The organism is Glaciibacter sp. 2TAF33 (assembly GCF_052114945.1).
GTDB lineage: Bacteria > Actinomycetota > Actinomycetes > Actinomycetales > Microbacteriaceae > Cryobacterium.
The window spans coordinates 19,975-46,120 of the sequence record NZ_JBFRFS010000001.1; the positions used below are offsets into that span (position 1 = coordinate 19,975).

Annotated in this window: 25 protein-coding genes; 15 read left to right on the forward strand and 10 right to left on the reverse strand. The window is 63.5% G+C overall.

Annotated features, from left to right (window positions below; genetic code table 11):
* Positions 1–36 precede the first annotated feature (36 nt).
* The gene (locus AB4Y94_RS00120; protein ID WP_441723574.1) at positions 37–1,509 is read left to right on the forward strand and encodes an FAD-dependent monooxygenase; all 1,473 of its coding nucleotides are present in this window, start codon (positions 37–39) and stop codon (positions 1,507–1,509) included.
* An 11-nt stretch (positions 1,510–1,520) separates the two neighbouring features.
* Here AB4Y94_RS00120 and AB4Y94_RS00125 read toward each other — a convergent pair whose 3' ends face one another.
* From AB4Y94_RS00125 to AB4Y94_RS00140, 4 genes are all read right to left on the reverse strand, one after another.
* Positions 1,521–2,258 carry a VOC family protein gene (locus AB4Y94_RS00125; RefSeq protein ID WP_441723576.1) on the reverse strand — a complete coding sequence of 246 codons (738 nt, stop codon included), beginning with the start codon at positions 2,256–2,258 and terminating at the stop codon, positions 1,521–1,523.
* Between the two features lie 62 nt (positions 2,259–2,320).
* A complete protein-coding gene (betT, locus tag AB4Y94_RS00130) occupies positions 2,321–4,597 on the reverse strand; it encodes a choline BCCT transporter BetT (protein ID WP_441723578.1) in 2,277 nt (758 codons plus the stop codon).
* Between the two features lie 196 nt (positions 4,598–4,793).
* A complete protein-coding gene (locus AB4Y94_RS00135; protein ID WP_441723580.1) occupies positions 4,794–5,456 on the reverse strand; it encodes a DUF4037 domain-containing protein in 663 nt (220 codons plus the stop codon).
* A 425-nt stretch (positions 5,457–5,881) separates the two neighbouring features.
* Positions 5,882–6,706: an MBL fold metallo-hydrolase gene (locus tag AB4Y94_RS00140; protein ID WP_441723581.1), complete on the reverse strand. Its 825-nt coding sequence runs from the start codon at positions 6,704–6,706 to the stop codon at positions 5,882–5,884.
* Between the two features lie 95 nt (positions 6,707–6,801).
* On the opposite strand from AB4Y94_RS00140, the gene AB4Y94_RS00145 reads away from it, so the two are divergent.
* Positions 6,802–7,326 (forward strand): putative glycolipid-binding domain-containing protein, encoded by a 525-nt coding sequence (locus AB4Y94_RS00145; RefSeq protein ID WP_441723582.1) that lies wholly within the window; start codon positions 6,802–6,804, stop codon positions 7,324–7,326.
* An 89-nt stretch (positions 7,327–7,415) separates the two neighbouring features.
* Here AB4Y94_RS00145 and AB4Y94_RS00150 read toward each other — a convergent pair whose 3' ends face one another.
* The 4 genes from AB4Y94_RS00150 to AB4Y94_RS00165 all read right to left on the reverse strand — a co-directional run bounded on the left by AB4Y94_RS00150 (position 7,416) and on the right by AB4Y94_RS00165 (position 10,885).
* Positions 7,416–8,642 (reverse strand): multidrug effflux MFS transporter, encoded by a 1,227-nt coding sequence (locus tag AB4Y94_RS00150; protein ID WP_441723583.1) that lies wholly within the window; start codon positions 8,640–8,642, stop codon positions 7,416–7,418.
* Complete coding sequence (locus AB4Y94_RS00155) at positions 8,639–8,812, reverse strand: hypothetical protein (RefSeq protein WP_441723584.1); 174 nt, start codon at positions 8,810–8,812, stop codon at positions 8,639–8,641. Before AB4Y94_RS00155 ends, AB4Y94_RS00150 begins: the two co-directional genes overlap by 4 nt.
* Before the next feature lie 145 nt (positions 8,813–8,957).
* Entirely contained in the window at positions 8,958–9,974 is a 1,017-nt protein-coding gene (locus AB4Y94_RS00160) for an adenosine deaminase (protein WP_441723586.1), read from the reverse strand.
* Positions 9,971–10,885, reverse strand: coding sequence for a nucleoside hydrolase (locus AB4Y94_RS00165; RefSeq protein ID WP_441723588.1), 915 nt, complete (start codon positions 10,883–10,885; stop codon positions 9,971–9,973). Before AB4Y94_RS00165 ends, AB4Y94_RS00160 begins: the two co-directional genes overlap by 4 nt.
* 138 nt (positions 10,886–11,023) lie before the next feature.
* On the opposite strand from AB4Y94_RS00165, the gene AB4Y94_RS00170 reads away from it, so the two are divergent.
* From AB4Y94_RS00170 to AB4Y94_RS00230, 13 genes are all read left to right on the forward strand, one after another.
* The gene (locus tag AB4Y94_RS00170) at positions 11,024–11,935 is read left to right on the forward strand and encodes a PfkB family carbohydrate kinase (RefSeq protein ID WP_441723590.1); all 912 of its coding nucleotides are present in this window, start codon (positions 11,024–11,026) and stop codon (positions 11,933–11,935) included.
* Between the two features lie 17 nt (positions 11,936–11,952).
* Positions 11,953–12,852 carry a nucleoside phosphorylase gene (locus AB4Y94_RS00175; protein ID WP_441723592.1) on the forward strand — a complete coding sequence of 300 codons (900 nt, stop codon included), beginning with the start codon at positions 11,953–11,955 and terminating at the stop codon, positions 12,850–12,852.
* Between the two features lie 91 nt (positions 12,853–12,943).
* Entirely contained in the window at positions 12,944–14,308 is a 1,365-nt protein-coding gene (locus tag AB4Y94_RS00180) for an ABC transporter substrate-binding protein (RefSeq protein ID WP_441723593.1), read from the forward strand.
* A 69-nt stretch (positions 14,309–14,377) separates the two neighbouring features.
* Positions 14,378–15,298 (forward strand): carbohydrate ABC transporter permease, encoded by a 921-nt coding sequence (locus AB4Y94_RS00185; protein ID WP_441723594.1) that lies wholly within the window; start codon positions 14,378–14,380, stop codon positions 15,296–15,298.
* Positions 15,295–16,119, forward strand: a complete 825-nt coding sequence (locus AB4Y94_RS00190) for a carbohydrate ABC transporter permease (RefSeq protein ID WP_441723596.1) — start codon at positions 15,295–15,297, stop codon at positions 16,117–16,119. The genes AB4Y94_RS00185 and AB4Y94_RS00190 overlap by 4 nt, the downstream gene beginning before the upstream one ends.
* Positions 16,116–18,260, forward strand: coding sequence for an ADP-ribosylglycohydrolase family protein (locus tag AB4Y94_RS00195; protein ID WP_441723598.1), 2,145 nt, complete (start codon positions 16,116–16,118; stop codon positions 18,258–18,260). The genes AB4Y94_RS00190 and AB4Y94_RS00195 overlap by 4 nt, the downstream gene beginning before the upstream one ends.
* Positions 18,257–18,697 (forward strand): secondary thiamine-phosphate synthase enzyme YjbQ, encoded by a 441-nt coding sequence (locus AB4Y94_RS00200; RefSeq protein WP_441723600.1) that lies wholly within the window; start codon positions 18,257–18,259, stop codon positions 18,695–18,697. The genes AB4Y94_RS00195 and AB4Y94_RS00200 overlap by 4 nt, the downstream gene beginning before the upstream one ends.
* Positions 18,697–19,593, forward strand: a complete 897-nt coding sequence (locus tag AB4Y94_RS00205; protein WP_441723601.1) for a PfkB family carbohydrate kinase — start codon at positions 18,697–18,699, stop codon at positions 19,591–19,593. The genes AB4Y94_RS00200 and AB4Y94_RS00205 overlap by 1 nt, the downstream gene beginning before the upstream one ends.
* Entirely contained in the window at positions 19,590–20,555 is a 966-nt protein-coding gene (locus AB4Y94_RS00210; RefSeq protein WP_441723603.1) for an SIS domain-containing protein, read from the forward strand. Before AB4Y94_RS00205 ends, AB4Y94_RS00210 begins: the two co-directional genes overlap by 4 nt.
* A gap of 90 nt (positions 20,556–20,645) precedes the next feature.
* A complete protein-coding gene (locus AB4Y94_RS00215) occupies positions 20,646–21,425 on the forward strand; it encodes a GntR family transcriptional regulator (protein ID WP_441723605.1) in 780 nt (259 codons plus the stop codon).
* A gap of 42 nt (positions 21,426–21,467) precedes the next feature.
* Positions 21,468–21,893: a VOC family protein gene (locus AB4Y94_RS00220; RefSeq protein ID WP_441723607.1), complete on the forward strand. Its 426-nt coding sequence runs from the start codon at positions 21,468–21,470 to the stop codon at positions 21,891–21,893.
* A 119-nt stretch (positions 21,894–22,012) separates the two neighbouring features.
* The gene (locus AB4Y94_RS00225; protein ID WP_441723608.1) at positions 22,013–22,525 is read left to right on the forward strand and encodes a GNAT family N-acetyltransferase; all 513 of its coding nucleotides are present in this window, start codon (positions 22,013–22,015) and stop codon (positions 22,523–22,525) included.
* A 157-nt stretch (positions 22,526–22,682) separates the two neighbouring features.
* Positions 22,683–23,948 (forward strand): NAD(P)-binding domain-containing protein, encoded by a 1,266-nt coding sequence (locus AB4Y94_RS00230; RefSeq protein WP_441723610.1) that lies wholly within the window; start codon positions 22,683–22,685, stop codon positions 23,946–23,948.
* On the opposite strand, the gene AB4Y94_RS00235 is transcribed toward AB4Y94_RS00230, so the two are convergent.
* Both AB4Y94_RS00235 and AB4Y94_RS00240 read right to left on the reverse strand, forming a co-directional pair.
* Positions 23,902–24,654, reverse strand: a complete 753-nt coding sequence (locus AB4Y94_RS00235; protein ID WP_441723612.1) for a CPBP family intramembrane glutamic endopeptidase — start codon at positions 24,652–24,654, stop codon at positions 23,902–23,904. The two genes, AB4Y94_RS00230 and AB4Y94_RS00235, sit on opposite strands and share 47 nt — an antisense overlap.
* Positions 24,655–24,685: 31 nt before the next feature.
* On the reverse strand, positions 24,686–26,065 hold the full coding sequence (locus AB4Y94_RS00240) for an AAA family ATPase (RefSeq protein WP_441723614.1): 1,380 nt from the start codon (positions 26,063–26,065) through the stop codon (positions 24,686–24,688).
* Positions 26,066–26,146: the final 81 nt, after the last annotated feature.

Here is a 26,146-nt window from a genome sequence, read left to right on the forward strand (position 1 = left end):
TACGCTGTTCCGTCGGAGGGTCGAGGAGAGGTTTCTATGGCTGATGTGATCATCGTGGGCGGCGGGCCAACCGGGATGATGCTGGCGGGTGAGCTCGCTTTGGCGGGCGTCGACGCGGCGGTGATGGAGCGTCGCGCAACATCGGAGCTGGTCGCGTCACGTGCAGGGGGTTTCCACTCGCGCACCATCGAGATTCTCGACCAACGCGGGATCGCTGAGCGGTTTCTCGCGGAAGGGCAGATTGCGCAGACCGCGCGGTTCGGCACCTCCGTGCTGGACATCAGCGACTTTCCGACCAGGCACCCCTATGGGCTGGCCCTGTGGCAGAACCGGATCGAGCCGATCCTCGCGGACTGGATCGAGGAGCTTGGAGTGCGAGTCGACCATGGTCGCGAGGTGACCGGATTCGTGCAGGATGAGAGCGGAGTCGACGTTGCATTCCGTGACGGTGGGGCGATGCGAGCGAAGTACCTCGTCGGGGCCGACGGCGGCCGCAGCGTGATCCGCAAGGCGGCCGACATCGATTTCCGCGGGTGGGATGCGACGCGGAGCAACCTCATCGCAGAGGTCGAAGTCGCCCAGGAACCTCCGGCCGGCTTCGTCCAGGACGAGGCAGGTGTCCACGCACTCCATCTGATGCCGGACGGGCACTCCTACCGCGTAGTCACGACGGAACAACAGATCGGGCCGGCCACCGATCCCACTCTTCCAGATCTCAGCAGTGCCCTCACCTCCGTGTTCGGAACCGACTTCGGGGTGCACGACCCGACCTGGATCTCACGGTTCACCGACGCCACCCGGCAGGCAACGGCGTACCGGGTGGGCCGAGTCCTCCTGGCCGGGGATGCTGCGCACATCCACTACCCCGCCGGTGGACAGGGGATCGGGTTGGGCATTCAAGACGCCGTCAACCTGGGGTGGAAGCTCGCCCAGGTTGTTACCGGCATCTCCCCGCAGGCGCTGCTGGACACCTACCACGCCGAGCGGCACCCGGCAGGAGCCCGAGCGCTCAGGCTGTCGATGGCGCAGACAGTCTTGCAACGCGCGGACCCGCGCACCGGTGCGCTGACCGAAATCATCGACGACCTCATGACGACGGCCCCGGCCCGGAACCGGATCGCCGGGCTCATCCACGGACTGGACGTCGCCTACACCCCGGGGAACGGGCATCCGCTTCTGGGACGACGGATGCCGGACTTCGACCTCGACACCATGGGGGGCCCGACCCGCGTATACGCCCTTCTGCACGAGGCCAGGCCGGTTCTGCTCACCTTCGCCGGGCCGCGGCGCATCGACATCTCCCCATGGGCCGACCGGGTGCGGGCCATCGACGCGCGGTTCACCGGTGCGTGGGAATTGCCGGTACTGGGGGAGGTCGCTCCTCCAACGGCCGTGCTCGTCCGGCCAGACGGCCACGTGGCCTGGGTCGACCCTGGGAGCGATGAAACACTCACCGACGCGCTCAGACGCTGGTTCGGGCCGGAACTGGAGTCCCCGGGTGAACGCTGACCGGTCCCGCGTCAGCCCGGGGTGAGGACACAGAACTCGTTTCCTTCCGGGTCGGTGAGGACCACCCATGGCACGTCGCCCTGGCCGATGTCGGCGTCGGCAGCGCCCAGGGCCCGCAGCCGGGCAACCTCCGCCGCCTGGTCGTCACCGGCGTACGGCCTCAGGTCGAGATGGACCCGGGTCCGCACGCTCGTCACATCTGGTACGCGAAGGAACTCAAGATACGGCCCCACACCGTGGGCAGAGCGGAGCCTCGCATGGTCGTCGGTCAGCTCGTGCAGCGTCCAATCCATCGCCTCGTACCAAAACCGGGCCATGACCCGTGGGTCCGCGCAGCTGACCACCACGGCGGCGATCGGCCCGGTGTCCTGGTAGATCGATCGAGGCTCCAGCACCCGGAAAACGTTGCCCTCCGGGTCCGCCAGAACCGTCCAGGGCACCTCGCCCTCGTCCACGTCGGCGGATGTCGCGCCGAGCTCCCGCAGGCGCGCCACCACGTTCGCCTGATGAGCCGTGGACGTGGTCGCCAGGTCGAGGCTCGCGCGGTACTTCACTGTCTCAGGGTCAGGGACGGAGACGACATCGACGCAGACCGCGGCAGGGTCCGGCCAGACGAATCCCGGGGGTTCGACGTTGGTCACACCGGGGCCCTCGCTGGAGACACCCCAGCCCAGCGCATCCGCCCAGAACCGGCCGAGGGCTGCGTCATCCCGGGCCTTGAAATTCACCTGAACCAGTCGGAGCGCCATGGCGCCCCAGCCTATTCCTTGCCGGCGCGGGAAATCTCGCTCCAGCTGCCGCGGGTCAAGGCCTAGTCACGGTCGTCGCCGAGGTCCTGAATGTCGTCCGCGTCTTTCGGGAGCGCCGGCAGCTGGTCGGTCGGGTGCGGCCTCGGCGGGGTGAGCAAGGATGAGGTGTCGGTCTCTGCCGTGTGGGTGAGGAACGCGAGATGCGCCTCGTATCGGTCGAGCACGTCGTCGATGATCTGTTGTTTGGTGAGGCCCATCAGGTCATAGCCGCCGGACCCGGTCTGGGTGAACACCTCCAGCCGGAAGTACACGTCTGTCTCGCGCGACATCCGCCCGCTGAACATCGGCACCGGCGCTTCGACGATCGCTACCTGGTAGTGGAAGGGGCGGAACGATTCCATTGACACGCGCACCACCGGCTCGGTGCCGTTCGGACCGGCCATGCCGCCCTGCTCGACCTCGTAGCCCTGCTTCCGGAATTCGGCGGCGACGTCGTCGAGTGCCGGCCGCACCGTGCGGTCGAGGAACTGCGCGACCTGGCGGAGAGACGGGAACGCCCGCATCCGTTCGAGCCGCTGCCGCCACGATCGCTCCGGCACCTGCCCGCCGGTGGGGGCCATGGATCGGCGTCGCAGCACCTGGCCCTCCCGGTCGGCGCGTTCCATGCGGAGTACCTTGTAGAAGGAGAACATGACCAGGTAGGCGATGATCGTCACCGGCAGCCCGAAAATGAGCGTTGCGTATTCCATCGTCGTCACACCACCCGCCAGAAGCATCGCCACGGTGAGCACCGCGGTGAGCAGGGACCAAAAGATCCGCAGCCACTTGGGCCCGTCGTGGGCGGGGTCCGGGATGGACGCCGAGAAGTTCGACATCACCATGGCGCCCGAGTTGGAACTGGTGAGGTAGAACAGCAGCCCGGAGAGGGTCGCGAGGCCGATGAGGAACATCGGCCCCGGGAACATCTCGAGGAGTGCGTACCAGCCGGCCTCCGGTCTCTCGACTGCCAGTTGGGCGAACGTGGTGTTGCCGTGCAGCACCTCGTACAGGGCTGAGTTGCCGAACAGCGAAACGATGATGAAGTCGCACAGCACCGGTGCGGTGATCGCCGCGATCACGAACTCACGGAGCGTGCGCCCACGCGAGATTCGGGCGAGGAAGACGCCCACGAACGGCCCCCACGCCAGCCAGAACGCCCAGAAGAACAGGGTCCATCCGCCCATCCACTCCGCGCCGCCGGGCTCGTATGCGAAGGTGCGGAGTGTGCGTTCAGGGAACGTCACGATGAACCGACCGATGTTCTCGACGAACGCGTTCAGGAGGAAGGCGGTATGGCCGGTGACGAGGATGTAGACCATCATCGCCGCGGCGCTCCAGAGATTCAGCTCCGAGATCCAGCGGATGCCCCGGTCAACGCCCGACGTGGTGGCCGCGATGGTGAGGAGTGCTGCGACTACGACCAGCGCGATCTGCAGAGCAAGGCCCTGCTCCAGGCCGAACAACAGCGAGAAGCCGACGTCCAGCAGGACGACGCCGATCCCCATCGACGTCGCCACGCCGAAGACGGTGCCGACGAGGGCGATGATGCTGATGGCATCGCCAACGGTGCCGCGCACGCGCTTGCCGAGCAGCGGGTAGAGGGCAGCGCGGATGGACAGCGGCATGCCCCAGCGGTAGGCGAAGTACCCTAACGCCATACCGAGCAGCGCGTAGATCGACCAGCCGGCGATCCCATAGTGGAACATCGTCCAGACGACCGCGTCCTGGGTCGCCTCGGTGGATCCGCCTTGGCCAGAAGGCGGCGTGAGGTATTGCACGACGGGGCCGGTGACCGAGAAGAAAAGCAGGTCGATTCCGACGCCGGCGGCGAAGAGCATCGACACCCAGGTGAAGAGTTTGTACTGCGGCCGCGAGTGATCGGGGCCGAGGCGCACGCTGCCCTCCTTGGAGAACGCGACCCAGAGCACAAAGCCGATGATGAGGGTGATCGTGAGCACGTAGTACCAGCCGAGGTTGGTCGCGATCCAGTCGACGGTCGCATGCAGCGTCGCGCGGGCGCCGTCAGGCGTCGCCATCGCCCAGATCGAGAATGCGAGGACAACCGCTGACGAGATCCCCAGCACGCCCCAGTTGATCCGCGCCTTGCGGTTCTCCAGTAACTCCGTCGGCCCTTTACTGAGGTCGTTGCGCGACACCGGCGCTTCGCTTTCAACAGGGCGGTCGCGTCGGCGTTCGGTGCCGCCGAATCTGGTGCGTTCAAGCGGTGGAGTCGTGTGGGGGACGTGAGGGTTCTCCTGCGCGGCCCCGTCCCGCTCCTCGTCGGACGGGTCAGCTGACATGGGTCCACCTCTTCCCGCAGGCGCGCATCGTGCCGCCGCTACACATCCTCGGCCCAAGGTGCCAATTGTATTCCGACGCGCAAGCGGTGCGGTCTTGTTCGAGATGGCCGGGCGGGCGTCGGGAGGATTGAAAGAATGGCAAACGCGGGACGGACCAGGCGGACTGAGAACGGATGCCTCACCCGGCGGTGGGGGCTCAGTTCGCCACTGCTGACCTGCGTGCGTTGACGTCGACGAGGACGTCGACGTTTTCGGTGCGTTGATCAACTGACCCCCGGCCGCGCGGCAGCGCCCGAACACTCGGATCCACTATCCCGTCCAGCAGCTGGGCAATGATAACCGGGTCGGTGTGCAGATACGGGCGATCCCAGAACGGGATCGTTGCTCGTGTCGTTGCGGTCAACTCGAGGGCATTCTGTCGTCTGAGCAGCGGCTCGAGCGCGGCGGCAATACCGAGCTGTCGACCGGCCAGGTTGTTGGCGCGGAGGGCAGAGTCAATCGCCAGGCCCACCTCATCTGCGTGGGCCAATGTGCGGAACAGGGTGCCGAACCACTTTGAGTACGGAGGCCAGCGACGCTCCACCATGAACGCCATGTGCATGACGCTGCACACCAACCGGGCCGCGATAACGCGGGAGCCGGCGTCGTCGCCCAGGTCAGCTGCGCGTCCCATCAGAGGGAGTTCTTGATCGACGCGGATCCAGTCGCAGGCGAGCACGTAGCGCCAGACATCGTCGGGATACCACTCGAGCGCCCGTCGAGCTGAGCCAAGCTCGTCGGAGGTCTCAGAGAAGATCGGGCCGGCGACGACTTCGAGCGCAGCTTGCCCTGAGATCGAGAGCCAGTCGCGCGCGGACATGCCGCACGAGGATCGAAGCCCAGTCGCGCGTCCAGGAAACGGGACACGCTCGTCACCTCGACCCGGTGTCGCTGCGCCGTCTGGCCCGTGAGGGCGAATCGGACCGGTAAACCAACGAAGCTCTCGGGGAGCATCCGTTCAAGTTCCTGGTCCACCTCAGCAATTGCAGCATCGGGCACGAAGAGGTTCAGCCGCAGGCCCCAGTCATGATCGCGCGACACGGCATCATCGAGACCGAGTACATCAGACCCAGCGCCCAGGCGACCAGCGGTATAAGAAAGGCCGGGGAACCGTTCCGCCAGCATCGGTGCCACGATTTCAAGGAAATATGCTCGGGAAAGGGCGATGCCGTTCGCCTGGGTATCGGTCACTTCCCGATCCTTCACCGTGAACCAGGTCGACAGACGACGCCTGCAGGCCCACCACTATTCGGACGCCCCGTCATGCTCTCTCTTGTGGGCGAGCCGCTGTAATTGCCACTCGTGCGCGTCTCGCAGCCAATCCAACGTGGCTGAGGGGCCGACCCGGGGGTCGTCGGGATCACGGCCGTCCCGCAGCGCCTGCACATAGGCATTGTCCTGCGTGATCCGTGCCCGAACCTGACCAGCCCGTCCGACGGATCCGTGACCGGGGATGACGACGTCAACGTCATGCGCCACCCCGTCGAACAGCTGCAGCGCGGCACGGTGATCCTCAATCGGATTCGCCGCCTTCAGGTCGAGGAACGGCATCAGAATATCCGAGAGCATGTCGCCGGCGACGAGGACGCCGCGCTCATCGATCAACAGTGCCGCGTGGCCCGACGTATGTGCCTGATGCTCGATGATGCGGACTCTCGGGCCATCCCAGGGAATCTCCGCAGTGTGCGCGGGCAGGCCGGTTATGAGGCCGAATAAGTCCAGCGGAATCTCCTCGGCGAACTCCGGCGGCAACACGTCGGCCACGCGGGCCTTCCAGGTCGCGTCCGACAGCAGATCGTGCATGGCCGCCGCGCAGGGAGCTGTACCGTACCGGGGCGCGTCGCCGAAGTCCGCGTGCCAGAGCACGTGGTCCCAATGGGGATGCGTCGAGAAGCCCGCCACAACGGACTGGCCCAACTCGCGAAGCTCATTCGCAAGGGCAGCCATTTCATCCCGCGTGATGCCGGGATCGATGAGCAGCACACCGGCGTTGCCCTGGACGACAATGGAATTGCTCTGGATGAACTCGCTCTCGCGAACCAGCACGCCCTCCGCGATCTGCTTCAGCACTGGAGCCCCTTCGTCTGTGGGTGTGCAACACATCCTCGGTGACATCGGCTTCGGAGACAAGTGCTGTTTCCTGGCTCGCCGCCCATCATTGATTCATGATCGTGCTGAGTTGGGACGGCCTCGAATCGAACAGCAGGGAGACCTGCTCAGTGAGCGAATCCGAGGATGGCATCCGTGTTGAGAGCATCGTCGACGGAACTTTCGGGCACTGTACGTACACGCTGATCGCTGACGATCGCTGGGAGTTCCGTTCGCTGGCACTCGTGCTTGGTTCCCGATCGCTTCGGATCGAGTGTGACGGCGCGGAGTGGACCGTGGACAGCCGTCAGCGGCGCGACCTCGAGGCGGCCCGTGAGGTGGACATCGCCATCTCACCGCTGACCAACACGTTGCCTGTCCGGCGTCTCGGACTCGCAATCGGGGAGAGTGTCGACATCACGACCGCGTACGTCGCGGTACCCGACCTCACGGTGGTCGCCGACCCCCAGCGATATACCCGTCTCGCCGACCGTGAATACCGGTATGAGTCGCGGGACTCGACCTTCGAGCGGGTGATCACGGTCGACGAGCATGGGCTGGTGGTCACCTATCCGGGCCTCTTCGCCCGGACTGCCCGATAGTCGAAGCGGGTCCCACGGTGCGAAGACGGGGACCTCCAGCGGCCGTGCCGTCGTCCGGCATCGAAACCGTGTGTGAACAGGAACTGCAATCAAATGCTCAGCGGTTTGACCGTGAGCGGCCGCACCACCGCCCAAAGGACGATGAGCGCAACCGTCGATGTGACTGCCATCACGGCCCCCATGGGGACAGCGCTAGCAATCCCGAAGACCCCAACGAGCGGCGAAATAAGGCCGGCGAGGCCGAAATTGATGGCGCCAAGCACTGAAGCCGCCGTGCCACTTTCGTAGGGATGTTGTTCCAATGCGAGCACCTGGATGCAGGGAATACAGAATCCACCGAGGGTGATGAAAATGAATAGAGGTATGAGGGTGCCCCATGGTCCAGCGTTGGCAAGCGAAAGCGCTACCATCGCACAGGCTGAAACGATCATCGCCGGTATGACTACCGCCAGAATCCATTGTGGAGAAGTGTGGTGGATCAGGCGAGCCGTGGACTGAACACCGATAATGACTCCGACCGAATTGACCGCAAATACCATCCCGAATTGCTGTGCATTGTAGGCATAGACGTCCTGGAACAGGAAGGGACTCGACGCCAGGTAGGCAAATAGTCCGGTGAAGTTCATCCCTCCGATGACGGCTATCCCGATGAAAACGCGATCGCCGAGCACTGAGCGGTATCTGCCCGACGGGGACCTCTGCCCTGTGGGCTGACGGCGATCGATGGGGAGTGTTTCTACAATCAACAGGGCCACGGCGACAATGATGGCGGCCCCGTATACGGCGAGGAACACGAAGATCCCGCGCCAATCTAGGACGCGGAGCAGTTGCGAGCCGACCACGGGGGCGAGGATCGGTGCGAGACCACTGACCAGGGCGAGTCGTGAAAGCATCCGAACGAGCGGGCGCCCGCCAAACAGATCTCGGACCATTGCCAGCGCCACGACGACACCGGCCGCCGCTCCAATACCTTGCAGGACCCGCGCAATGGACAGCCACTCAATAGTCGGTGCAACGGCCGCCGAGACGCTCGCGGCAATATGAAGCGCCGTCGCCATGAGAAGCGGTTTCCGACGACCGATGTGATCGCTCCACGGCCCCACCACTAGTTGCCCCACGGCGAAGCCTACGGTCGTTCCGGTCAACGTGAGCTGTATGGCGGTGACTGATACGCCAAAATCCGCGGCAAGTGCTGGGAACGCTGGAAGGTAAAGATCAATCGTGAACGGTCCCAGCGCCGTGAGGGCTCCGAGTACGAGAATGTACACGAGGCGTTGTCGTCCGGACAGTGAATCGCCCGGATGGACGACGGTCACAGTTGGATGCTCGAGTCGGCGGCGGCAGGCGTATCTGACGACTCGGATCGCGTCAGCCGGACGATGTAGTAGATGTCGATAACCGACACGACCGCGTTCATTGCCACCATCGGCCACACGCTGATGACGGTGTTATATGCCACGAGCGCCAGAGACGCGATCAGGTTCATGGTTCGCAGCCGCAGCATCCCGGGTTGTAGAAGGGAGATTACGAGGAGAGCGGATCCGGCCCATCCGAAGACTTGCAGTGCTAGTTCGAACAACTTCTCACCGCACTCCTCCTCGTTCCGGCGCGAGGAGTCCCAATGGCCGAGCTCACGTCGACAGCTCGCTCATCAGTTCAGCGCGCCGTGCATCCGAAGCGAAGGATGCCTGGATGGAATTCATCGCTAGGGACTTCAGGTCGGTGTAGTTCAGACCGAATGCTGCGATGCATGCTTCCAGGTTCTCATCGAGGTAGCCGCCGAAGTATGCCGGGTCGTCGGAGTTGATTGTCACGACCAGGTTGCGTTCCAGCATTTGTCGAAGCGGAAGCTCACCGAGTTCGTTGACGACGCCTAGCCGCACGTTTGAGAGAGGGCAAACGGTCAACGGGATGCGGTCAACGGCGAGCCTGGTGACGAGCGCATCGTCTTCCAAGCAGCGGATGCCGTGATCGATTCGTTCGGCGCCGAGGTCGTCGAGTGCTTGCCAGATGTACTCGGCTGGTCCTTCCTCCCCGGCATGCGCAACTCGGCGGAGACCATGGGAATGTGCCTCTTCGAAGACTTTCTTGAAAAGGGCTGGCGGATTGCCTATTTCGGCGGAATCGAGACCGATGCCGGTGAGCGGTATGCCGCTGGCCAGCACCGACTCGAGCATGCGGTGAGCGGCCGCGACGGGCTGGTCGCGCAGGACGCACACAATGATTTCTGCTGTAAGGCCATACAACTCCGTTGCCTGCGTGATCGCCTTGCTTACGCCACCCAGAACGGAGCCGGTCGGGACTCCGCGCATGTTGTGCGCTTGCGGGTCAACGAACAGTTCGACATGCCGCACTCCGGCCGCGTGTGCGCGGGTGAGGTAGCGGAGCGCGAGATCGTAGTAGTCGCGCTCCTCGATCAGGACGGACAGGTTGTCGTAATACAGGTCGAGAAACGATTGCAGATCCGTGAATTCGTATCGGCGCGCCAAGTCATTGACGTCCCGATACGGGAGGGTCAGCTGGTTGCGTTCCGCCAGGTCGAAGATGGCAGCTGGTTGCAGCGTGCCTTCGACGTGAACGTGCAGTTCGCAGAACGGGAGCGGCTGCTCCCGGAGGCTGGCTAGCGTCTCCGCCGTTGAATCGGTCACGCCGACAGCTCCGCGGTCACGAGGTCCAGGAATCGCTCGTAGTCGAGAGACGACACGATGTCGATCTTGGGCATCGAGGTCCACTGGTGGTGCATCCGCCGGTCGACGACCGTCATCCCGCGGGTCAGTTCACCGTTCACCTCGACATCGCAGTAGACGGTCTCGACCGTGACCAGCGTCGGGTCGATGAGTGCGGCGATGGCTGAGCTGTCGATGAGGGAACAGTAGGACTGGTATCCACGTGATTCGACGAAATCGACGACCCGGGTTGCCAGTTGCGCCTCCGGGCGGGGCGACGCGCGTAGCGCCTCTCGGTCTTCGGGACGGAAATTGATCGAGGGGTGCGTAGCGACGTCCAGGCCGACGGCGAGGAGCCTGAATCCGGCTCGGAAGACGAGGCGCGCGGACTCGGGGTCAACGAAGATGTTCCATTCACTGACCGGGTTGTCGCCGGTGGCTTGGGTCCACGCGTACGGTGTGACGCCGAAGGAGCCGCCGATGATGGTGAGTTGGTTGACCTTGCTGGGGAGCGCGGGGTCGAGTTCGAGTGCGGCAGCGATGTTCGTGAGCGGTCCCAGGCAGCACAGCGAGATATCACCGGCGTATTCGTTGACCGTGTCGACGATGAGTTGTGCGGCGGATCGTGAATCGATGATGCGCTCGGAGTCAGGGAAGTGCGACTCGGCCAAACCATCGGAGCCGTGCGAGAAGGGGTCAGAAGGGTAATTTCCTCCGCGTGGGACGAGCGGGCCTTGCCCGACCGGAACATGTCCTACCCCGAGCAGGTCGAGCAGCTTCAGGGCGTTCCCTACTGTCCGATCGGACGGCAGGTTGCCGGTCACGGCAGTAAGGGCTCTGACCGTGAGCTTCTCGGACTTGAACGCCAGCGCCAGGGCCAATGCGTCGTCCATCCCTGGATCTGTATCAATCAGCACGTTCGTCACAGCATGTACTTCCTCTCGGTCATAGCCCGAAAATGTGTGCACCATCTCGGAGTGGTATGGTAAATATAACAACAAGATGATCAGTTATGCACCCGAGGAGGCAACGTGACCGGCAAGATAGCAGTCCTCTCACACGTGGTCGTTGACGAAGTCGTCGGCGCAGAGCTCGATTCCCCGGTCATCGACGTCGGGGGCGCCGGAGCTTACGCGGCAGTGGGGTCGAGCCTTGCTGCGGCGCCAGACGCTACCGTCATTGTCTCCGGGGTCGGTGCTGCGGACGAGGCCACATTCTCCGAATGGTTCTCCAGCCGTGGCGTCGACACCTCGGGACTTTTCATCGTCGGCGAACAGAGCCCTCGAACCCGCATTCGCTATTTTGCGGACGGCGACCGCATCGAAACTCCAGTCTTCGGTTTTGATCACTTCGATGCGCACACGCCTCTGCCCGAGCACATCCCTTATGCGCCAACTGATCTCGCGGGCGTGTATCTCTTTCACGACCATGAAGCGGACTACTGGCGTAGCATCGACCGCTTTCGTGCCGGTTTTGGGGGCCCGCTTTTGTGGGAGATCTCTCGTGATTCCTGCCACGGCGAGCTGTGGCCGACCGTTCGTGAGTGTTTGGAGCGGGTCGACTTGTTTTCGATCAACCGGGCCGAAGCGCTTGAACTCTTCGACACCGGCGACCTACGGCATGCAATCGAGTCACTTCGTATGGCCGGGCTGACGACTGTACTCCGGTGTGGGACCGCCGGGTCGCTTGTGATCGATGGGCAGTCGGTCGTCGAGATTGGAATTTCGTCCGTTGACGCCACGGATCCAACCGGAGGCGGCAACAGCTACAGTGGCGCATTCTTGTCTGCGTTCACGGTCAGCGGAAGTGCGGTGGAGGCGGCCCGCGTCGCTGCGGCAGCTGCCGCGGTCGTTGTTTCTCAGCACGGTGCGCCTCCGATCGATGCGGCACTCCGCGTGTCCGTCGCGGAAGCCGCGTTGCGCGTTTCAGTAAGCCCTCGATGAGACCAGGAGGTCTTCGTATGTCACCTGAATGGAATCCCGCCGCACTGTACGACGAGTACCGGTATGCCGACAACCTTCCGCGTCGCGGCCTGCTGGTCGACGGGAAGCCGGCGCTCTCGCAGATGGATATCGACAAGGTGGCGCGTTATGTGATCATTACCGTCCGGGACCCGCTGTGCGCCTATGACGACGACCCGGCGACCCAGATCGCGCGCGGGCTTGACAATGCCGAAGCCATCGGCAAATCGGGAATGTTCACATCGTGGACCGGTACTTACAAAGAGGTCCCCATCACCGTGATCTCCGGTGGCAGTGGATCACCCGAGGCTGAACTCATCATGCACGAATTACTCGAATTCACCCGCGCGGATACGTTCCTGCGCGTCGGCGGCTCCGGGGGAATTCACCCAAGCGTCGAACCGGGCGATGTAGTGATCTCAACGGGAGTGGTCAGGGACGAAGGCATGACCCGCGCCTACATCCCCGAGTCGTACCCGGCCGTTGCCTCGTATGAGGTCGTTGTCGCGATGGCACAGGCCGCCCGAGCGCTCGGACACCCCCACCACCTCGGGATCACCCGCTCCAGCGACAGTGACTTTTGTGGAGTGGGACGGCCCTCGGTCGGCGGCTACTTCCAGCCGTGGCACACGGACATACTCGATACCTGGGCGCGCGCCGGGGTGCTCAACGGCGACCGTGAATCAGCCGCCATCGTCACTCTCGCCCAGCTGTTCGGAAAACGCGGGGGATCCGTGTGCTCCGTTGCTGACAACGTGATCGCCAACCGGACATTCACTGCCGGCGCCGGGCACAACGCCGGCATCGACATTGCCCTGGAGGGCATCGTCCAACTGGCGCGGATGGACGCGGCAACCGAGTCCGCCCAATCCGAACGGTGGATTCCCGCATTCGATTGACATCACCTGTCCTAAGGTTATAGAGTCAATACAACTGAACCACTGGTGGTTCATCCGATTCGAACCTGGCACATAACAAAGGAGTTCGTCCATGAATCGCAAGAGGCTCACAATGGCGGCCGTCGCGGCCGCCGCATCGCTGGCGTTGCTGCTTAGCGGTTGCAGCGCAGCGGGAGGCGCCGGCAGCGACGGCGGCAAGAAGACGCTGCAGCTGTGGTTCTGGGGTGCGCCGCCCCAGCAACAGCAAACAATGAAAGACGTCCTCGTCGACGGATTCAACAAGTCCCAATCCAAGTACGAGCTTCAGGTCACGTTCAACAATGCGGTGGACAAAAACATCCAGGTCGCGCTCAGCGCCGGCAAAGGCCCCGACATCGTCTACGGTTCCGGTCCCGCATTCGCATCGGCCTACGCGGCACAGGACAAACTCGCCGATATGACGCCGTACGCCGAGAAGTACGGTTGGAAGGACCGGATCCTTGATCCGATGTACGAATCCGGCACCGTAGACGGCAAGCTCTACTCGCTTCCGAACTCCATCGAAGACATCGGAGTTTTCTATAACAAGACAGTCCTGGACAAGCTCGGTGCGGATGTCCCCACAACGTACGACGAGTTCGTCACTGTCATGAAGAAGGCGGCCTCCGAGGGTCTGTACTCATCGGTGACGGGGAACCAGGGCTGGAAACCCGTGAACCAGAATTACGTCTCCCTCTTCATGTCACAGATCGCGGGCGGCAAGACGATTCACGACGCGCTGCAAGGGAAAGTCAGCTGGACCGACCCCAGCATCGTGAAGTCCATCGAAGAGTCCGCATCCTTCTACCAGGACGGCTACCTCGGCGGCAAGGACTACTCGACACTGAACTTCGACCAGTCCATGCAGCTCCTCAGCCAAGGCAAGTCGCCATTCTTCATCGGCCCGAGCCTCGCGTTCCAGTTCGCGTCGAACTACTTCAACGACAAGACCGGAAACACGGCCGACCTCGGATACATGCCCTTCCCAACGATCAACCCGGACCTCCCGTCGCCGTACTTCACGCTCGGCACAACCGCGTCGCTCTCGATCAACGCGGCATCGTCTAATAAGGACGGCGCGGCGGAGGTCATCGACTACATGATGAGCGACACATTCACGAAGAACATGAACAAGACATGGCCGGGATACTGGGCCGTTCCGCTCAAGGACTTCAACCTGAACGAAGACGACTACAGCGGCCTCTCGAAGCCGTTTATCGCCGCAATGAAACAAACCATTCAGGGCGTCAACGACGGCAACTACGGCTTCTTTGCTGGAACATTCTTCCCACCAGCGACCGCGACGGCCTTCACCGACATCGATTCGGTGTGGCTCGGCAAGGAGAGCGCAACGCAGTTCCTCGAGAACGTTGACAAGACCTTCAAAGCCGAACTGGCCAAGGGTCTCGTGCCGCCACTTCCGGAACCGAAGAACTAAGAACCATCCGCGGATGGGTGCGGGCCGCGCAAGCCGTGACCCGCACCTGTCCAGCAATAAGGAGTTCACATGTTGACCGAAATGGTTCGCCAGGACGTGCAGCCGCAGGTCGTCGTGGCCCGGCGAGGAAGCCTCCAGCGCCGCCGTAATGCCGTCAACTACCTTCTCGTCGCGCCAGCCCTGGTGCTCTCCATCGTGATCGTAGTCATCCCCGGCATCCTCACGCTGCTGCTCTCTTTCTCCGACTGGAGCGGCATCGGCCTCGATATCAAATTCATCGGGGTGCAGAACTTCCAAAGCATCCTCGCCGACCCCGTCTTCGCAACATCGCTGACCAACAACCTCAAATGGCTCGTCCTCTTCCTGACGCTTCCCGCCATCATCGGGCTGGTCACAGCATCTCTGCTGCTCACGCGAAAGCGTATGCGCACCTTTTACCAGGTGATCTACCTGATGCCCTATGTGCTGGCGCCCGTTGTCAACGCGCTCATCTGGATGAACATCATCTACAACCCCAATGGCGGAGTCGTCGGAGCGCTTGGCATCCCGTCTCCACTTGGTGACACCAACGGCGGTGCACTCTATGCAGCGGCAGCCGTCGACATGTGGCACTACTGGGGCTTCCTCACCGTCGTGTACCTCGGAGCGATGCGCCAAACCCCCATCGACCAGGTCGAAGCTGCCATCGTCGACGGTGCGAACGGCTGGAAGGTATTCCGTCACGTGTATTTCCCGAGCATCCGACCCACCCTGCTGCTCATGGGTGTGATGACCGTGATCTTCTCCTTCCTCGCATTCGACTACGTCTACCTCCTCACCCAGGGAGGGCCCGCGCACTCCAGCGAAGTGATGGGCACATACGCCTACGCGTTCGCTTTCTCCTCCTTCGAATTCGGCAAAGCCGCAGCGGTCGGGCTCATCATGAGCATCTTCGGGCTCCTTGCCTCGTGTCTCTACACCTGGATCAGCAGAAGGGACCTCACGCGATGACTCGCTTCCTGAAAGGCGCCGTCGGACACATCGTTCTCGCCGTATTCGCAGTGATCGCTTTAGTGCCGCTGCTGCTCGTGCTGGTCAACAGCTTTAAATCCAACTCCGAGATCCTCGAAAGCCCGTTCTCCCTGCCTACCGGCTTCAACGTCGAAAACTTCGTCACAGCGTGGACATACGGGCAGTTCGGGCAGGGATTCATCAACAGCATCCTGCTCACCGGAACGACCATCATCATCGTCCTCGTCTGTTCGTCCCTAGCCGGCTACGTGCTGGCGGGGCAGAAAGTGCGCACCTGGCCCATCATCATGGTGTACCTGACGATGGCCATGACCGTCCCGATCCAGCTGTTCATCTTCCCCCTCTACTCGGTGGTCGCCTGGATGAACCTGACCGACAACGTCTTCGTCGTCGGCATCATCCTCGCCGCCATCAACATGCCATTCGCAACCTTCCTGATGCGAACCTTCTTCCTCAACGTCCCACCGGAACTGGAAGAAGCAGCGTTCATGGACGGTGTCAACACGCACCAACTCGTGACTCGAGTTCTGTTTCCCATCGTCCGCCCCGGGATGATCACCGTCGGAGTGATCGTCGGGCTGAATGCCTGGAACGAATTCCTCATCTCATCCACCTTCCTCCAGAACCCCTCCGGTCAAACCCTCACGCTTGGATTCCTGACCATGAACGGCACCTTCAGCACCCAGCTGGGCACAATGATGGCCGGCGCCCTCATCCTGATCGTCCCCATCCTCGCGATCTTCATCGCCCTCCAACGGTTCGTCGTCGACGGAATGGCCAGCGGGGCGGTCAAGGGATGAGCGGCGTCGACATCCGCGGCACCGACTACGCCGCCCAAGTGTACGCAGGAGTCCTCGGCAAACTCATCGGCGTATACCTCGGCCGACCGGTCGAAGGCTGGCCGTACGAGACCATCCGCGACCAATTGGGTCAACTCGACACCTACGTCAACGACAAACTGGGCATCCCGCTCATCGTTGCTGACGACGACATCTCCGGCACGCTCACCTTCGCTCGCGTCGTCGAAGATGCCGAGCCCGGGCAGGACATACAACCGTCCAATGTCGGCGACACCTGGCTGAACTACATCATCGAAGACAAGACGATCCTGTGGTGGGGAGGGTTCGGCCGCTCCACAGAACACACGGCATTCCTCAACCTGAAGGCCGGGATCCACGCACCGGCCAGCGGCTCGATCGCGCGCAACGGCCAGACACTCGCCGAACAGATCGGCGCCCAGATCTTCTCAGACGCGTTCGCCATGATGCACCCCGGCGACGCCAAGCGTGCGGTAGCGCTCACCCGGGCGGCCGCCAGCGTCAGCCACGACGGTGTCGCCTTGGACTGCGCCGGCTTCCTCGCCGCGATGCGAGCCAATGCGTTCGAAGAGAGAAACCTCGACCGTCTCATCGACGGCGCACGGACGTTCGTCACCGATCCGCGATTAACACGTTTGGTCGACGACGTCTGCGAGAACTCGAATTCCACAAGAGATTGGCGCGAAGTGCGGGACTGGGTGGACGCCGAATACGGCTACTCCCAGTACACCGGTCCCTGCCATGCGCTCTCGAACACGGCGATGACGTTGGCTGCACTACGCGTCGGCGGTGACGACTTCCGCCGGGCCATCATGGTCGCGGCATCCGTGGGCTTCGACACCGACAGCAACGCCGGTACCGTCGGCTGCCTCAACGGAATCCGGCTTGGCATCCAGGCCATCGCGGACCTCCCCGATCTGCGCGAACCCGTCGCGGACCGTGCACTCGTCGTCAGCGCAGACGGGGGCGAGTGCGTTACAGATGCCGCACGCGAGGCGTACCGCATCGTGGATTCGGCCCGGCACCTCGCCGGGGATACCGAACCGTCCAGGCGTCCCCGCTTTGATTTCACGCTCCCAGGCTCCGTCCACGGGTTTAGCGTCTGCCCCTACCTCGGTCAAGACCCGGGCGCCTGGGCAAGAAACCTCAACGTCGAAGACGGCATCGATGCTGTGACGCTTCACCTCCCTGCCGGTACGAACGCCGGCGTCGGGTTCTCGACGCCGACTTTCCTCGACCCGCTCGACGAGATGACCAACTTTTCCACTGTCGCGAGCCCCAGCCTCTACCCCACGAACGTCGTCACCGCCCGGTTGAGCGCCACTTCGGTTGCAGAGATCCGATTCTTCGCTCTCTACGCCGAGGGCGATGGCACGCACATCGAGCGCAGCGGCAGCATCACCGTTCAACAGACAGAGAACGAGGTCGACTGGGAGGTGCCCGCTCATAAGAACCACGTTCCCTTCCGCATCGGACTCGAGCTGATCACCTCGCCGAACACAGAGGTCGACCTTCGGGTGCACTCACTCGACTGGGCTGGCGCCCCCCGCGACTTCAAGCAGCAAGGGGTCCTGCTCAGTTCGATCTGGGACACCAAACCAAGCGGGCTCGCGCCCTGGGTGAGCTCCGCCAAGAACTTCGAGGCAGACTTCGCCACCACGTTCGCCGTGTCACATCCAGACAAGCTTGGCCTCGTTACCACCGGCACTCGCGACTGGGCCGACTACGAGGTGCGCTCACACCTCCTGTTCTCGCTCCATGAGGTCGGCGGCCTCGTCCTTCGAGCGCGCGGTCACCGCCAATTCCTTGCGGGCATCTTCACGGGCGGCGACACCATCCAAATCGTCAGACAGGACCACGAGCGCCGCGAAGTTCTCGCCGAAGCAGCCTTCGCATATGAACTGGACAGAACCTACTCCGTGGTCGCCAGCTGCGCCGGCAGCCGCCTGACGGTGACCGTCGACGGCGTGTCGATCCTCGAAGCGACCACGGAATACACCAAAGGCGGGGGAGCCGGTTTCATCGTCGAACGCGGAACCCTGACCGCGGACGGCTTCAGCGCCCGCGCAATTCACACTCTCGACCCAAACACGAAAACCAACGAACGAAAGGCAACGCAGTGACAAACGTCTCTGGCAAATGGAACAGCTTCGCGATCAACACGAAACCAGCGGAGGGATTTGCGAACCCCGTCCACTACGTCGATGTGACGGAGCAGCTGCGGGAGAGCATTCCAGTCGACAGCGGAGACGGAGTGCTTCACGTCTTCATCCCGCACACGACCTGCACCCTCATCTTCAATTCCGGCGTTGACGGGACGACTCTGCAGGACATCCGCCTCTTCATCGAGCAGCAGATCCCCGTCGATCGGCCTTTTGTGCACCTCCACGACGGGCCGCAGGACGCTGCCGCGCATGTTCGCCTGGTGTTCGGTGTGCAGTCGTTGCAGCTCCCCATCGTTGACGGAGCGCTCGCAATCGGTCACAGCCAGGGCCTCTACCTGCTTGAAATGGACGGCCCCCGGGACCGCACCGTTCAGTTCGCCGTCCAGTCGTTCTGATGTCGTTCACGGTCGGCGTCAGCGGAGGCCTCTCGGTCGACCACCTCGTGGTGGCGCCGACCGGGGCGCGCTTCAACCAGTTGGGCGGTCCCGGGCTCTACGCAGCACTCGGCGCCCGGCTCGTCGACGGTGCCGCGGTGAGGCTCAGCGCCGACGTGCCCCGGGATGACCCGAGATTCGACCAGCTCTTTACCGAGCTTGGGATTGACCACACCCAATGCGCATACGTTGGATCGGCGTCGCGTCTCTGGATCCTCAACTCAGATCAGGGTCGACGCATCGTGTTCACGTCGGCTCAAGGCAACGTGGAGCTGGAGACTGAGGAGAGCACGGTTGAGTCGTTCGACTTCGCCAGCGTGCCAGCCGCCTTTTACCGGGGGCTGGACGGTCTGCTCGAGTCATCCCCGGATCGGCTGCCCCCGACGGAAGCAACCACCATTGTCGGCATCGATCCGCACCAGCTCCGCGTGCTCTCCGGCGGACTCGACTACCTGCGCGAGGTCAGTCCGGAGCGCGCGGTAATCCTCCCCAGCCGAGTCCAACTCACGCTGATCGACAACGACCCGAAAGCCGCGGCACGCACAATCGCGACAACCCTGGGATCTCCCGTTGTCGCCCGTCTCGACAGGGAAGGCATGTACGTCGTCTCCGAGGACGGCACCTGGAGCGTGCACGACAACGACGTAACTGTCTACGAGACGACCGGGGCTGGCGACTCCTCCGCAGCCGCAATAATCGCCGCACTCAGCGGTGGCGCAGACCTGGTGACGGCCGCCATGTTGGGCGTAAGCGTCGCCCGGCTTGCCGTCGCCGATTGGGGGCACCTGGTGTTATCGGGTGCCACGCCTCTTATCAACCCCTTCAACGGAATCACCGCAACAAAGGAGCTCAAATGACCAACCAGCAAAGTCTTTCCGCCCTCATCGAAGCGCTCAAGGCCGTCGCCGATGTCGTCCCGCCGAAGGGTATCGAGCCGCTCAGTAATGCGGTCTTTGTAGGATCCGGTGACTCGTTGTCTTCAGCGATGCTCGCCAACAGGTTTGGCCACCGGTCGATGTCCTCCGGTGACATCACCTGGATGGACGAGCTACCCGCGCGGTGTGAGACCCTGGTTGGGATCTCGCACTCCGGCACGTCAGGAGCAACGGTCCGGGCGCTTCGCCTCGCAAATGCGGCTGGCATTCGCACAATCGCCATCACGTCCAACCCAGACTCCCCTCTGGCGGAAGCTGCTGATTTCGTGCAGCAAGTCCCGTCGCTGCACGTGTCCGAAACGGTGCCCTGTTCTGGACACCTGATGCTCGGCCTTGGTGTCGCAACGCTGACAGGTGCAACAACTGCCGGCGCAGGGCGCACCCTCGCCCAGCTGCTTGAGGCCAACCGGGAGATAATCGAGGACGCCATCGAGGCGCTGCCTGTTGAGGCGCCCAGCGGAATCTCCGTGCTGACACTTCCTGACGTGCGCAGTGGCGGTGATTTCTGGATGCTCAAACTCATCGAGGCGTGCGGATTGCCCGTGCGGAGCGTTGCACTTGAGGAGAGCGGTCACGTCGACTACTTCATCGGCCCGCAGCCGTATCTCGCCCTCAGCCTCGTCGGTGCAGCCGGAGCGGGCCGACACACACGTCTCGCGGAAGCGCTCGCTTCAACCGGCCAGCAAGTGCAGACCGTCTCGGTCGCCGGTTTTGCTCAGACCGACAACGGCACCCCGGACATGATCATGGACCTCGGTGCCGCAGTCGTCGGAACATTCCTGGCCGCAGGTGCGGCCAAGAGGTGGGGCCGTCCTCCTTTCCGTGGAGGAGCCGTGAACATGGATGCGCGGCACATCAAGCTGGACGAGCAGCCCGCGATCTGACGCAGCAGCCGCCATTCCACTTGAGGTACTAGTTGTCATGATGTTATGATGATATTGACCACATAGCGACAATGAGTGAAAGGGCGGCGAATGGCGTTCGATGCAGTAACGAGTGAACTGTCTTCAGCGGCTAAGCCTGTCGACCGCAAGTTGCCGCTGCCGGCTTGGGCCCAAGTCGAACGGGACATGCGGTCCCTCATCGACCAGGGCCTGGAGATCGGCTCCCAACTTCCACCTGAGAATGAACTGGCAGCGATTTACGGCGTGAGCCGAATTACGGTCCGTCAGGCGCTCTCCAGCCTTTCGGATCACGGCTACGTGGAACGTCGGCAGGGGACCGGCACATTTGTTGCTGACCGACCGCAACTGATCCAGCACGACTTCGGCCTCACCGAACCGTGGCGGGATCGTTTTCAGGCCGCCGGTCATCGCGCGGAGTCCCGACAATTGTCCGAAGAACCAATCGAAGCCGAACCCTACGAACTCGCACGGTATCTCCCTGAGTCCGAACGTGACTTGAACCGCGTGCACTTCAAGCGGCTTCACCTGGTGAACGATCGGCCCATTGGTTTGACCGACTCGTGGGTGGTATCAGGTGTTGCCCCCTTGAAAGTGAAGTCGAAGCTCATTGACGGGTCTCTGTCGAAGACGCTGACGCATCACGGCGTAACGGCAGCCCGCATCGATCACTTCCTTGAGGTGCGCATCATCAACTCACAGGAAGCCGAACTCCTGCAGACCAACCTTGACGCGCCTCTCTTCGTCGACTGGTCGGCCAGCCGTCTCCCGGACGGGTCGTTGATCGAGACATCCAGAACGGTCTGGCTCGCAACTCGCGTTCGATTCCACTACGTCTCGGGCGTGGACTAGAGACACATTGGTCAGCGCTGGTAGCGCTTGTATGCTGTGCGCATGGCGGCGCCGCAGATCTATGTCACGTTCCCCGGCACAGCGCGGGAAGCACTCGGCTACTACGCGGACGTGTTCGGTGGAGAGCTCTCCTTGCACACCTACGAGGAATTCGGGCGCACCGATGGCGCGCCAGATTCCATCGCGCACGGGACGCTTGATGGCGTCGTTGCTCTCGCAGGATCCGATGCGGCACCTGGCCAAGAAAGTGTCCGCCTCGAAGGCCTCATGCTTTCGTTGCTCGGGACCGCTGAACCAGACGTTCTCCATGTGTGGTTCGACAAGCTCGCAGTCGGCGGAACGGTGGTCGACCCCCTGGCCCCGAAACCGTGGGGCGCTTCGGATGGCCAGGTCATCGACCGGTATGGACTTCATTGGCTCATCGGATACGAACCCGCGATTTCAATGACTTCGCCGGGTCTGCCGTGATCGAGAATTGATCGGTCCATCCTCCGCCTCGCCACAGGCGGCACCTTGTGGGAAAGCGGGTCCGCCGATCACCGCGTTCGGGCATCCGTTGGCCGTCGCTGCTGCGACAGACTGGTGAGATGCTCAACGATCTCTCGCTGCCTGCTTCTCTCGCGATAGGAACTGGCTCGGTCACGCTTCGCAACGCCACCGAGCAGGACCTTGGCACCCTCATGCGGTTGTTGGCCGACGACCCAGTCAGTGCCACCCGCGGCGACATCGGCGACGCACACGACAAACCCCTGTACCTCGCGGCGCTCCTCGCAATCGTCGCCGACCCGGCGAACGCACACCTCGTGGCCGTCGATGCCTCTGGGGCCGTCGTCGGCACAATGCAGCTGACCCGCATCCCGGGAATGGCCAGGAGGGGGTCAACCCGGTTGCTGGTGGAGGCGGTGCGGGTCCGGAGCGATAAACGTTCGAGCGGCATCGGCGGCGCCATGATGCGATGGGTAATGGATGTCGCAGCCCGCGAGCTTGGTTCGAGCCTGGTGCAGCTTACATCCGACGCTGCACGGCGCGACGCGCACCGGTTCTATGAGCGGTTAGGCTTCACCGGATCACACGTAGGGTTCAAATTCCGAGTCGACTGACGTGAAAACTTCTTGCGGTACACGTTTGGCGGTGCCAGTCTGGGAGCCAGGCCTCAGATGCCCCGTCAGTTGAATGCGGCACCCCCTCCTGGGTTCGGGAAGTCATCTCCTTGTGCAAGCAAATACTCATCACCACCGGGATGTGAGCGGGTAGGCGATGTCAGAGCACATCGATACGGTCGTCATCGGAGTCGGGCAGGCCGGCCTCGCCGTCAGCCGCGAGCTCGGGGTTTGCGGCGTCGAGCATGTGGTTCTCGAGCGGGCCCGGGTCGCGCAGGCGTGGCGTGATCGATGGGACAGCTTCACCCTGGTGACGCCGAACTGGACCATGGACCTGCCAGGGACTCCATACGCCGGCCAGGACCCTGAAGGCCACGTGCCGTGCGACGAGATCGTCGGTTATCTCGAGAACTACTGCTCGACGTGGGACGCGCCGGTCCGGGAGGGAGTGGCCGTCAACTCGCTACGGGCCGCGAACGGTTCGAGTTTTGAACTGGACACAACGCTCGGGCCGATCGCCGCGCACAACGTCGTGGTCTGCACCGGTTCGTTCCGGATCCCGTTCCGGCCTCCCGCCGGCGAGTTGCCTCCCGGAGTGCCAGCGATAGATGCGCTCGAGTATCGCAGTCCCGCCGGAGTCCCGGCAGGCAAGGTCCTGGTGATCGGGAGCGGGCAGACCGGCTGCCAGCTGGCCGAGGAACTCTTTCTCGCCGGCCGTGAGGTGTTCTTGTCCCGCGGCCGCGCGCCCTGGATGCCCAGGCGACTGGATGACGTTGACACGTTCACCTGGCTGGCCCGCGTCGGCTTCTTCGACCAGCCGCTCAACGCCCTGCCGTCACCCGCGGGCCGCCTGCTGGCGAACCCGCAGACCACGGGCGCTGCCGGGGGTCACGACCTCCACTTCCGCACGCTGCAACGGCTCGGCGTCGTTCTGCTGGGGCGCCTGGCCGGGATCGACGGGCACCGCGCTTCGTTCGTCGATGACCTGGGCGCGTCCGTGGCCTTCGGCGACGCGCGCTGTGTCGAGTGGCGCGCCCTCCTCGCCGGCGAACTCCCGGCCCAGGGATACGCCGCGCCTGAGCTGCCCATTGCGGGCCCGTTCCACTACGACCCGGTGACGGAGGTCGACCTCCACGACATCGGGGTAGTCATCTACACCACCGGCTTCAGGCCGGGCTACCGATGGATTGAGCTTCCGGTTTGTGACGACCTGGGTTTTCCAATCACCGACTCTGGAACGAGCCCCCATCCGGGGCTGTTCTTCTGCGGCGTGCACTTCATGCGGGTCCGGCGTTCGGCGACCTTGTTCGGAGTGGGCCTCGATGCGGCACTCGTGGCAACATCGGTGGCGTCGTCCCGTGGCCCGGGTTCAGGACTTACACCAGCACCACGTAGAAAATCACCCAGTTCATCGCGAGGTTGAAACCTGCGTGGGCGACGATTGCGCCACCCAATGAGCCGGTCAACTTGCGGAAACCGTAGAACATCAGCGACGCCAGGAACATGGCGGCGACCCAAAACACAGCAGGAAGCGGCAGGAATGCCCAGGCGCCGGCAATGAACACGAGGCCGAAATGAGCGAGGTGGGTGAACGCGAACGCGCCGGCGTCGATGAGCGCCGCTCCCCGGGTGCCCCAGCGGGTGGCCAGCGCCTCGTGCGCGAGACCGCGGTACAAGACCTCCTCGCCGATCGGGCTGAACAGCATCCCGATGATGGCGAAGATGATGAAGAACACCAGTCGATCGCCGTCCTCCAGCGCAGCCGGGACATTCGCATATGAGAGGGAGATGTAGACGAAAGGACTCGAGGTCGTTGAACCCCACAGCATTGTGGCGACGAGGTGGACCAGAATGGCCGATGCGGCCCCCGCAGCAGCAGCCGGAATCACCCACCGCCAACGAGACGGCCGCACCAACCCGATGTCCCGTCGCCCCTCGCGCGTGAGCAGCACCCACGGGAGGGCGATCATCGCCAGGAACACGATGCTCACTGCCTGGTAGGTTCCGGTCACATTGGCCTGCAACACGAGGCCGATTCTCACGACACCGAAAACGAGTAATAACAGGACGCCTGTGCGCGCGTTCAGCGCGACGATGCGGCGCAACGGCGGGCGGATGCTGGTGGTCACGCCCTGAGCCTAGGGGAGAACCGGCCGGAACTCAGGCGGCCGATCCGTCGGTTCCGAGCAACCGACGCGTGAGCTTGTCCCTGCTGGAGAGCAGCGCATCCATGGCCGTGGCGAGATCGACGTCAGCTGGCGGCCCGCCCCGCTCGGCCGCGAGGAGCACGGTGCGGCGCATGAGTTCTTTCGCGAAGGCGCCGGTGACACCGTTCGCTCGCGACGCCGCATCCGTGATCGCTTGTGGCGACACGGGTATTCCGCCGGCGTAGAGCGTGAACAATCGGTGCCGGGCGGCTTCGTCTGGTAGCGGGATTTCGACGGCGAGATCAATCCTTCCCGGCCGGTCGGCGAGGGCCTGCTCGAGCACCTCGACCCGGTTCGTGGTCAGCACGAACGCGACATCGGCGTCACCGTCGAGACCGTCGAGGGCATCGAGCATTGCGAACAGTAGAGGCTGCGGGCCAACCGACAGGCTTCGATCTGCTGCTATCAGGTCGACGTCCTCAAGCACGACGATCGCGGGCTGCATGGCGCGGGCGAGTTCGGCGGCCTCGGTGACGAAACGGATGCTGTTGCCGGCGAGTACCACGGCGGTGATGCCGGGTGTCTCGCTCAGCAGGTGCCGAACCGTCAAGGTCTTGCCCGACCCGGGAGGGCCATAGAGCAGCACACCGCGTTTCAAATGCCGACCGGCGGCGCGTAGTGCATCCCGGTGCATTCCGATCCCGACCACATGGCGTACGACGTCGTCGAGTACACCGGGGGGAAGGATGATCTCGTCGCCCGGAACACGGGGGCGCGCCAGGAAGTCGACCCCCGCCGCACCGGGGCCGTATTCGTTGCCGCTGAACGAGAGAACCTGGCCGCGCAGCACGCTGCGTTCGAGCATGAGGCGGCGCAGCGCGCCCAGCAAAGCTGCGGATCCATCCTCGTCTGCGGCCAGGATCTCCAGCCGGGCGCTGCTGCGGCCGAATTCGGGCCGGGCACCGCGCTGCAACACGGCCACCCGGTGCCCGTCCACGGTGAGTAGGCGCACGCCGAATGAGACCACCCGGCGTTCGGTGTCCGGCCCGGTGGCGGCCGAAACATAATCGACGGGACCCGGCGCGAATGTGAAGAAGGGACCGCTGAGCAGCTCCTGGAAGGAGGAATGTTCGCGCTGCTGGCCGCCGGTGACGCCGAACACCGGTGACGGGGAAGCCGCGCTGAGTTCGTCGAGGGCAATGTCCGCGTCAACGAGGCGGTGGGTGGCGAGGTCTTCGGTGACCATGGGAAGGAAGGTGACATCCGTTTGCAGGAAGTCCTGGACCAGCTCGCCCAAGGGCGTGCGTGCGTCGACCGGAGGGCGAGGAGCGAGGATGAGCTCTTCCACGAACCGGCGGAACGTCTCAATGAACGCTGTCTGCTGATCATCCACGCGTGCCCCGCATCGTCCGTTGATGGTGCCTACTTGCCGTTCAGACTATCGACTGGTGCTGGGCGCCTTCATCCAGTTGTG